7 protein-coding genes and 1 riboswitch are annotated in these 8,863 nt (G+C 67.2%); all 7 genes read right to left on the bottom strand.

Annotation, left to right across the window (positions count from 1 at the left end; genetic code table 11):
- Positions 1–428 (bottom strand): hypothetical protein (locus P3W85_RS23115; protein WP_430869599.1); only part of this gene is annotated, 428 nt, incomplete at its 3' end.
- Positions 429–698: 270 nt separating this feature from the next.
- A complete protein-coding gene (locus P3W85_RS23110) occupies positions 699–1,274 on the bottom strand; it encodes a TMEM165/GDT1 family protein (RefSeq protein ID WP_276266490.1) in 576 nt (191 codons plus the stop codon).
- Positions 1,275–1,299: 25 nt separating this feature from the next.
- A riboswitch (yybP-ykoY riboswitch) is annotated at positions 1,300–1,522 on the bottom strand.
- Positions 1,523–1,581: 59 nt separating this feature from the next.
- Positions 1,582–2,682, bottom strand: coding sequence for a fatty acid desaturase (locus P3W85_RS23105; RefSeq protein WP_276266489.1), 1,101 nt, complete (start codon positions 2,680–2,682; stop codon positions 1,582–1,584).
- 223 nt (positions 2,683–2,905) lie between these two features.
- Complete coding sequence (gene guaD, locus P3W85_RS23100; RefSeq protein WP_035810984.1) at positions 2,906–4,237, bottom strand: guanine deaminase; 1,332 nt, start codon at positions 4,235–4,237, stop codon at positions 2,906–2,908.
- 61 nt (positions 4,238–4,298) lie between these two features.
- Positions 4,299–5,345, bottom strand: a complete 1,047-nt coding sequence (locus P3W85_RS23095) for an adenosine deaminase (protein WP_017226461.1) — start codon at positions 5,343–5,345, stop codon at positions 4,299–4,301.
- Positions 5,342–6,376, bottom strand: a complete 1,035-nt coding sequence (xdhC, locus tag P3W85_RS23090) for a xanthine dehydrogenase accessory protein XdhC (RefSeq protein ID WP_276266488.1) — start codon at positions 6,374–6,376, stop codon at positions 5,342–5,344. The genes P3W85_RS23095 and xdhC overlap by 4 nt, the downstream gene beginning before the upstream one ends.
- A gap of 114 nt (positions 6,377–6,490) precedes the next feature.
- Positions 6,491–8,854, bottom strand: coding sequence for a xanthine dehydrogenase molybdopterin binding subunit (gene xdhB, locus P3W85_RS23085; RefSeq protein WP_276266491.1), 2,364 nt, complete (start codon positions 8,852–8,854; stop codon positions 6,491–6,493).
- Positions 8,855–8,863: the final 9 nt, after the last annotated feature.

Below are 8,863 nucleotides of genomic sequence, written 5' to 3'. Positions count from 1 at the left end.
CGCCAGCCGCCCTTGACCCAGGCCCACCCGCCGCCGCCCTCGAAGCGCCAGACCCAGTGGCCGGGCACCCAGAAGGCGTGCGGAGCCGGGGGCGCTACCGTGATCTGTTCGACGATCACGGGTGGCATGGCCTGCACTGGCTGCTGTACCCAGCGCCCGTGCACCCAGAACCAGTCGTTGCCTTCCCATTTCCAGTGGCCCGGTACCCAGTTCCAGCCATAAGCAGCGGGGGCGGGGCCGCGATCCTCATGTACCGGCAGCGGCATATTGCGCACCACCACGTGCGGCGGCGGTGCGGGCTGGCGCACTACCACGCGCTCGGTTACACAGCCTGCCAGGCTCCCGAGCAGGGCCAGCGAAGCCACGGCGGGCAGGGCGGCGCGGAGCAGGCGGCGGCGCTGGGGCGCCTGGGGTTTGCTGCTTGCCATCTTTGTTGTCCTCTTGTTTTCGATCGGGCGTAGTGAAAGGCGCCGGCACCGGCCAGCGCGATCCGTGCGAACGGATCGCTTTCTTAACGGCGCCCGGCCGGGATTCCGGGACAGCAGCGGGGCGGCATTTTGTAATTGAGTATTACGCTGGATACAAGGGCCGCAGAGTTCAGGGGCCGCTCCCGCCCACGCGGCCGAAGGCCTCGGCCACCCAGCCGACAAAGCCCCGCGGCCTGCTGGCCTGTCTGGCCATGCGTGGCCGGACCCGGCTCAGCCGCCCACGCCAAGCAGCGCCAGCACGCCCAGAGCCAGGAAGATGGCAGCGGCGATCTTGTGCACCAGGCCGATCGGCATCTTGTTGGCGAAGCGGTCGCCCAGCACCACGGCGGGCGCATTGGCCAGCATCATGCCGAAGGTGGTGCCTGCCACTACGGAAATGACGTCGGTGCTGAAGCGTGCCGCCAGCGCCACCGTGGCGATCTGGGTCTTGTCGCCCATCTCGGCGAAGAAGAAGGCCACGATGGTGGTGCCGAGAATGCCGATGGCGCCCTTGACCGGCTTGGCCTGTTCGGCGTCGTCCAACTTGTCGGGGATCAGCATCCAGCCGGCCATGGCGATAAAGCCGGTGCCGAGGATCCAGCGCAATACGTCGGCGCCGAGCATATGCGTGATCCAGCCGCCGAGGGCGCCGGCAAAACCGTGATTGACGATGGTGGCGATGAAGATGCCGAGAATGATCGGCAGGGGCTTGCGGTAACGCGCCGCGAGCACGAGGGACAGCAACTGGGTCTTGTCGCCCATTTCTGCAAGGGCGACGATGCCTGTGGAGACGAGGAAGGCTTCCATTTGATTTCTTGGTGGTAACCGGGCCGCCGCATCGCGAGATGCCAATGACGCACACCTTTCCCGGCCCGGCCAGAAAGGTGAGGTCATCGGTCTCGCCAGGCGCTGGAAGCAGGCATCAAGCCTGTTCCGGGTGCTGCGCACGCCATAACCGCAAGCGGTCAAGTCTGTTGACGTACGCCCCCGTTTTTTCCTTGCTCCACATTGCGTGGATGGTGAAAACGAGGCGGCTACTCCCCAATGGAAGCCCGCATTATAGCCAGTGCGGGTGGCGGCCGTCCATAGCCGCCGTTGGGTGCTGTTGCGTGGTTCAGACCGGTACCGGCGAGTTATCGCTGGTCTGGCGGCCGCGGAAGTCGGTCCAGCACAGGGCCTTGAAGTCGTACAGCTTGCAGCGGCGCGCGGTGTCGAAATACCAGCGCCAGCTGAAGTTCTGGATGATGATGCGGCCCGGCAGCGCATGCTCCAGCAGTGCCTGGGCGCGTTTGAGGCGGTACAACGGCACGCTCATGTCCACGTGGTGCGCGGTGTGTTCCATGATGTGGTGCAGGGCGGCGCCGATGCCGTAGCTGAAGCGCAGGTGCACGGTGGTGGAAACGAAGGGTTGGGCGCGCGCCCACATCGTCTTGGTGTCGTACCAGGCCACGCTGGTGTGGGTGTGGTGCACATAGAGCACGAAGCCCACGGTGAAATTCCATACCAGGAAGGGCAGCACGAAACCCAGGCCGATCAGCAGCGCGACCGACTGGCCGCTGGCTGCCGCCGCCCAGACCAGCGCGCCGATCCAGGCCGCGCCGAAGGCGGCCACCAGCGTGCAGTCCCACAGGAAGATGGCGCGGCGCGTGGGCATCTGGCGGCGGCTGGGGAAGAACATCTTGAACCACCAGATCTCGAGCAGGTAATACAGGCCCGCGCCGAAGCCGTTGCGGTACACGCGCTCCAGCGCGCGGCGCCAGCGCGGCAGCGCCTGGAATTCCTCGAGCGAGTAGGGCGCCCAGACGAAGTCGAAGCCCTTGAGGTTGGAGTATCCGTGGTGCACCACGTTATGGCCGACTTCCCACAGGCTGTAAGGCGTCAGCGACGGCAGGAAGGTCAGCCGTCCCAGCCATTTGTTGAGGCGCCGCCGGGGCGTCAGGCTCTGGTGGCAGGCATCGTGGCCGATGATGAACAGGCGGGCGATGATGATGCCCATCGCCAGGCTCGCGGCCAGCTTGGCGAGCCAGTGCGAGAACAGCACGACACCGGCCAGGGTGGCCAGGAACAGCGCGGTGTCCAGCGCGAACAGCACCAGCGCGCGCGGCGTGCTGCGCTCGGCCAGCGGGATCAGCCAGCCCCGGATGATCTTGCGCGAGGGCAGTGGCACGTCGGGGGAAATAGGCTCCGGTACAGGGGCTTGCTGCGTGGCAATCATGCAAAAACCTTCAGTTGTCGAACGCGGGATGAGCGCGGGATAGGACGATAAGACGGCGCAGGCCGCAATGGGGCCAAGGTTGCGACAGCTTAGAAGGCTTGCGTGACAGGGGTGTTGATCGGGGTCAAGCCGCCGTGGCGCGGCCGGCTGCGAGTGATGTACCGTACACATGGTGCATCCCCGGCATGGCGAGAGAGGCGGGCAAGTCCCCGGGGCAGGGCGCTTAGTGTGCGGCGGGAGCCGACGCGCCGGCTGCCTCGCCCATCACATAGACGTTGCCGATGACGCGGTCGTCACCCAGCATGGCGAACGCGAACAGTTGTTCTTCCAGGGTTTCCGAGCGCTCGCTGCGGCGGGCGATGAGCGGCGTGGCTTGCGGGTCGAGCACGATGAAATCGGCCTCGCAGCCGGGCGTGAAGCTGCCCACGCGCTCGCTCCAGCCCAGTGCGTCCGCCGCGGCGCGGGTGGCCAGGTAGAACATGCGCAGCGCGCTCAGGTGATAGCCGCCCATGCGGGCCACCTTGTGCGCGGCGTTCATGGTGCGCAGCATCGAGAACGAGGTGCCGCCGCCCACGTCGGTGGCCAGCGTTACGTTGAGGCGATGGGCGTCGGACTGGTGGAAGTCGTAGAAGCCGCTGCCCAGGAACAGGTTGGAGGTGGGGCAGTGCGCCACCGCGGCGCCGCTGTCGGCCAGGCGCTTGCGGTCATCCTGGTCCAGGTAGATGGCGTGGCCGTAGAGCGCGCCCGGACGCAGCAGGCCATAGTGGTCATAGATGTCCAGATAGCTGCGCGCTTGCGGGAACAGCTCGGCCACCCACTTCACTTCGTCGCGGTTTTCCGCCACGTGGGTCTGGATGAAGGCGTCCGGGTAGGCCCTGGCCAGTTCGCCGCAGGCGGCCAGCTGCGCGTCGCTGGAGGTGGGCGCGAAGCGCGGCGTGATGGCATACGACAGGCGGTTCTTGCCGTGCCAGCGCGAGATCAGGTCGGCCGAGTCGCGCGCGCCGGATTCGGCGGTGTCGCGCAGGAACTCGGGGCAGTTGCGGTCCATCAGCACCTTGCCCGTCACCAGGCGCAGGTTGCGGCGGTCGGCTTCGGCGAAGAGCGCGTCGGCCGACGCCGTATGCACAGTGCTCCAGGCTACCGCGCTGGTGGTGCCGTTGCGCAGCAGTTCGTCGGCGAAGAAGCCGGCCACCGCGGCCGCGTACTCCGGCTCGGCAAAGCGGCGTTCCTCGGGGAAGGTGTAGGTCTCGAGCCAGTGCAGCAGGCCGGGCGAGGGCGAGGCGATGATGTCGGTCTGCGGGTAATGCACATGGGTGTCGATAAAGCCGGGCAGGATCAGCTTGCCACGGTGGTCGATCACCTCGGCCCCGGCGGGGATCTGCGCGGCCAGCGCGGTATAGTCGCCGGCCGCGGCGATATGCCCGGCGGTGACGATCAGCACCCCGTCTTCCCAATACTGGTACGCGTCGTCATGAAACTGCGGATCGCGCAGGAAGTGCAGCACGCGGCCACGGATGGCGCGGGTGATGGACTGGGTGGGGGGCGTGGTCGTCATATCCATGTCTCGTCGTGCGCCGGCGCGCGTGGCGCGCCGGCATCTTGGTGTGCGCCGCGCGTCAGGCCGTGGAGGCCGTGGCGGGCAGTGGGGATTGCCAGAAGTGGTCGACTTCGGCGAGGAAGGCGGCCTTTTGCGTGGCTGGCAGGAAGGCCGCCTCGAAACTGTTGCGGGCCAGCTTGTGGCCATCGTCCGCGGTCAGCGGCAGGGCGTCGAAGGTGGCTTCCCAGTTGGCGTTCATATAGCCGCCGAAATAGGCGGGGTCGTCCGAGTGCAGTGTCACTGCCACGCCGGCGTCGAGCAGGCGCTTGAGAGAGTGGTCGCGCAGGTCGGGATAGACCTTGAGCTTCTGGTTGGAGAGCGGGCACACGGTCAGCGCCACGCGCTCGCGTGCCAGGCGTTCGACCAGCGCCGCGTCGTCGATGGCGCGCACTCCGTGGTCGATGCGCTCCACTTTCAGGATGTCGAGTGCGTCGGTGACGTACTGCGCCGGGCCTTCCTCGCCGGCATGCGCCACCAGGTGCAGGCCAAGCTCGCGGGCGCGGGCGAAGACGCGGGCGAATTTCTCCGGCGGGTTGCCTTGCTCGGAAGAATCCAGCCCCACGCCGACGAAGCGGTCGCGGTAGGGCAGCGCGGCTTCCAGCGTGGCGAAGGCGTCTTCCTCGGACAGGTGGCGCAGGAAGCAGAGGATCAGGCTGCTGGAAAAATCGTATTGCGTGCGGGCCTGGGCCAGCGCGTCGGAGATGCCGTCGATCACCACGCTGATCGGCACGCCGCGCGCGGTGTGCGTCTGCGGATCGAAGAAGATCTCCGCGTGGCGGACGTTGTCGGCGACGGCGCGCTGCACGTAGGCCATCGTCATGTCGAAGAAATCTTCCTCGGTCAGCAGCACGCTGGCGCCGGCGTAATAGATATCGAGGAAGGATTGCAGGTCGGTAAAGGCATAGGCTTCACGCAGCGCCTCCACGCTGGCGTAGGGCAGCTTGACCTGATTGTGCTGGGCCAGCCGGAAAATCAGCTCGGGCTCGAGCGTGCCTTCGATATGGACGTGCAGTTCCGCTTTCGGCGTTTGGCGGATACGGTCTGCTAGCGCGGCATCGAGCGTCATGGGGTTCCTTTTGCGGTCTTGGTTTGCGTCGTGTCCGTCGCTTGGCTGCCGCGGCCGGCGGCCAGCGCGCCCAGGTGGGCGAGGCGCTGGTCGCGAACCTGCAGCAGTTGCGCGACGATGGCAACCGCAATCATAGCCGGAGCTTTGTCCGTGATGCCGGAGACGCCCATCGGGCACGTCATTTCCGCAAAGCGGGCAGGGTCAATTCCTTTTTCCGCCATGCGATGCTCGAAGCGCGCGCGCTTGGTCCTGGAACCGATCAGGCCGAAATAGGCAAAATCATTGCGCCGCAGGATGCGCTCGCACAGCGTCTGGTCCAGCGCATGGCTGTGCGTCATCACCAGGAAGTAGCTGCCGGCGGGTGCGTCGTCGACCACGGCCTCGGCCGTATCGGTCGCTTCCGCGACAACGTTGTCCGGCAGGCCGGGCGGGAACAAGGTGTCACGCTCGTCCACCCAGTGCACGCGGCAGGGCAGGTTGGCCAGCACCTTGACCAGCGCATGGCCGACGTGGCCGGCGCCAAACAGCACCACATGCAATTCGTCGGGCACCATGATGTCGGTCCAGCTGCCGTCCCTGCGCAAGGCCACCGAAGGCGTCAGTGCCTGTGCCGCGGCGTGCCGCACCGGGCCTGCCGGCGGCACCGTGCGCGTCAGCGCGCGTCCGGCGGCGAAGGCCGCCTGCACCGCGTCCAGCCACGGCAGGTCGGCTTCGCTCAAGACTTCGAAGGCAAGTTGCACTACGCCGCCGCAGCATTGCCCCAGTGCCGGCCCCAGCGGGATGCGCACGATTTGCCGCGTGGCGCCGTCCTCGGCCAGCATCGTGCGCGCGATCTCCATGCCGCGCCATTCCAGGTGCCCGCCGCCGACCGTGCCAACCAGATCGTCGCCCGTCACCAGCATGCGCACGCCCGGCTCGCGCGGGGCCGAGCCTTTCACCTCGGCGATGGTGACCATCGCCACCGGCACGCCGGCACGCACCAGGCGGGTGGCGTCGGCGAAGCGGAAGGGTTTGAGAGGAGCGTCCTGCATGGTGGTGCCTTTTGGGGTTGATGCTGTGCTTCTTTGAAGCGCCTTACGTCGTCGATTCGTTGCGGTCTTCAGCGATGGCGGCGGACGGGAGGCGCTGTCGTCAGCCGCCTCGCCTCACTGCACCACCGGCGCAGTTGCCCGCATGGCATCCACCGCATCCAGAATCGCCTCGCTGGTAGCCGGCGCCACCAGCGGCGGATTCACCTTGTAATCTCCCACGCTGGCCACCGCATCGCGGATCGCGAAGAACACCGAGAACGGCAGCAGCAGCGGCGGCTCGCCCACCGCCTTGGAGCGATGGATGCTGTCTTCCGCGTTGTCGTTCTCGAACAACCGCACGTGGAAATCCTCCGGACAGTCGTTGACCGTCGGGATCTTGTAGGTGGAAGGGGCATGCGTCATCAGCTTGCCGTCCCTGTTCCACCAGAGTTCCTCGGTGGTCAGCCAGCCCATGCCCTGGATAAAGCCGCCTTCCACCTGGCCGATGTCGATGGCCGGGTTCAGCGAGCGGCCGGCATCATGCAGCACGTCGGCGCGCAGCAGGCGCCATTCGCCGGTGAGCGTGTCCACCAGTACCTCGGAGCAGGCCGCACCGTAGGCGTAGTAGTAGAACGGCCGCCCCTGCAGCCTGGACTGATCCCAGTAAAGCTTGGGTGTGGTGTAGAAACCGTCGGACCACAACTGCACGCGCGCCACATAGGCCTGGCGCGCCAGGTCGCTGAAGTCCAGGCGCAGTTCGCCGGCGACGATCAGGTCGTCGCCGAACTGCACGCTGTCCGCATCCACGCCGGCCTGGCGCGCGGCGAAGGCGGCCAGGCGCTCGCGGATCTGGCGCGCGGCGTCCTGGGCGGCCTTGCCGTTCAGGTCGGTGCCGGTGGAGGCGGCGGTGGCCGAGGTATTGGCCACCTTGCTGGTGTCGGTGGCGGTCACACGCACGCGCTCCAGGCGGATGCCGAGTTCGTGCGCCACCACCATCGCCACCTTGGTGTTCAGGCCCTGGCCCATCTCGGTGCCGCCATGGTTCACCAGCACCGAGCCGTCGTTATACACGTGCACCAGCGCGCCGGCCTGGTTGAAGTGCGCGACGTTGAAGGAGATACCGAACTTCACCGGCGTGATGGCGATGCCTTTCTTCAGCACCGGGCTGCCTGCATTGAACGCACGCGTGGCCGCGCGGCGCTCGCGGTAGGCGCTGCTGGCCTCGAGTTCGTCGAGCAGTTCGTGGATGACGTTGTCTTCCACGGTCTGGCCGTAGGGTGTGACGTTGCGCTCGGCCTTGCCGTACAGGTTGGCGCGGCGCACGTCGAGCGAATCGCGGCCCACGGTGCGCGCCACGTTGTCGAGGATGTACTCGATGGCGAAGGCGCCCTGCGGGCCGCCGAAGCCGCGGAAGGCGGTATTGCTCTGCGTGTTGGTCTTGCCGCAATAGCCGTCGATCTTCACATTCGGCAGCCAGTAGGCGTTGTCGAAGTGGCAGATGGCGCGGGTCATCACCGGGCCGGACAGGTCGGCCGAGAAACCGGCGCGCGAGACCATTTCCACCGCCACGCCGTCGAGACGGCCTTCGGCATCGTGGCCGACTTCGTAGTTGAAGACGAAGTCGTGGCGCTTGCCGGTGATCATCATGTCGTCGTCGCGGTCCGGACGCAGCTTGACCGGGCACAGCAGCTTCCAGGCAGCCAGCGCGGCGCAGCAGGCGAACATGGCCGACTGGGATTCCTTGCCGCCGAAGCCGCCGCCCATGCGGCGGCATTCGACCAGCACCTGATGCGCGTGCCAGCCCAGCATATGTGCGACAGCGTGCTGCATTTCAGTGGGATGCTGGGTCGAGCACCACACGTGCATGCCGTCGTTTTCCTTGGGCGCGGCGTAGGCGATCTGGCCTTCCAGGTAGAACTGCTCCTGGCCGCCCAGGCGGATATTGCCCCTGTCGCGATGGACGGCAGCGGCAATATGGCTGGCCGGCTCGCCGCGCGTCAGGTGCATCGGCGGCAGCACGTAGCTGCCGGCCTGGTGCGCCGCCTCGGGCGACAGCACGGGCGGCAGGTCTTCATATTCGATCGCGCCCAGGCGTGCCGCACGGCGCGCGGCATCGTGCGAGGTGGCCACCACCACGAACACCGGCTGGCCGATGAACTGCACCAGGCCGTTGGCGAGGATGGGGTCGTCGTGGATGATCGGGCCGCAGTCGTTGGCGGCGGGGATGTCCTCGGCGGTCAGCACGGCGACCACGCCCGGCGCGGCCCGCACCTGGTCGAGCGAAATGGCCTTGATGCGGGCATGGGCCCGCGCGCTCATGCCGAGCGCGGCGTGCAGCGTGCCGGCCAGCTCGGGAATGTCGTCGGTATAGGTGGCCGTGCCCGCCACATGCAGGTGGGCGGATTCATGCGGGCGCGAGATGCCAACCTGCGGCGTGGAGACGGCGGCCCTGGCCTCGATCCCGGCGTCGAACAGGAAGGGTTCGGTTTGCTTGTTCATGCCGATCTC

The organism is Cupriavidus basilensis, assembly GCF_029335485.1.
GTDB classification, from domain to species: domain Bacteria; phylum Pseudomonadota; class Gammaproteobacteria; order Burkholderiales; family Burkholderiaceae; genus Cupriavidus; species Cupriavidus basilensis_E.
Note: the sequence above shows the minus strand (reverse complement) of the source record. Positions and strands in the feature narration are given on the sequence as shown.

Coding starts and splice junctions, on each gene's coding strand:
- P3W85_RS23095 (WP_017226461.1), bottom strand. CDS start 5,345: ATGACGCTCGATGCCGCGCTAGCAGACCGTATCCGCCAAACGCCGAAA.
- P3W85_RS23110 (WP_276266490.1), bottom strand. CDS start 1,274: ATGGAAGCCTTCCTCGTCTCCACAGGCATCGTCGCCCTTGCAGAAATG.
- P3W85_RS23105 (WP_276266489.1), bottom strand. CDS start 2,682: ATGATTGCCACGCAGCAAGCCCCTGTACCGGAGCCTATTTCCCCCGAC.
- xdhB (WP_276266491.1), bottom strand. CDS start 8,854: ATGAACAAGCAAACCGAACCCTTCCTGTTCGACGCCGGGATCGAGGCC.
- xdhC (WP_276266488.1), bottom strand. CDS start 6,376: ATGCAGGACGCTCCTCTCAAACCCTTCCGCTTCGCCGACGCCACCCGC.
- guaD (WP_035810984.1), bottom strand. CDS start 4,237: ATGACGACCACGCCCCCCACCCAGTCCATCACCCGCGCCATCCGTGGC.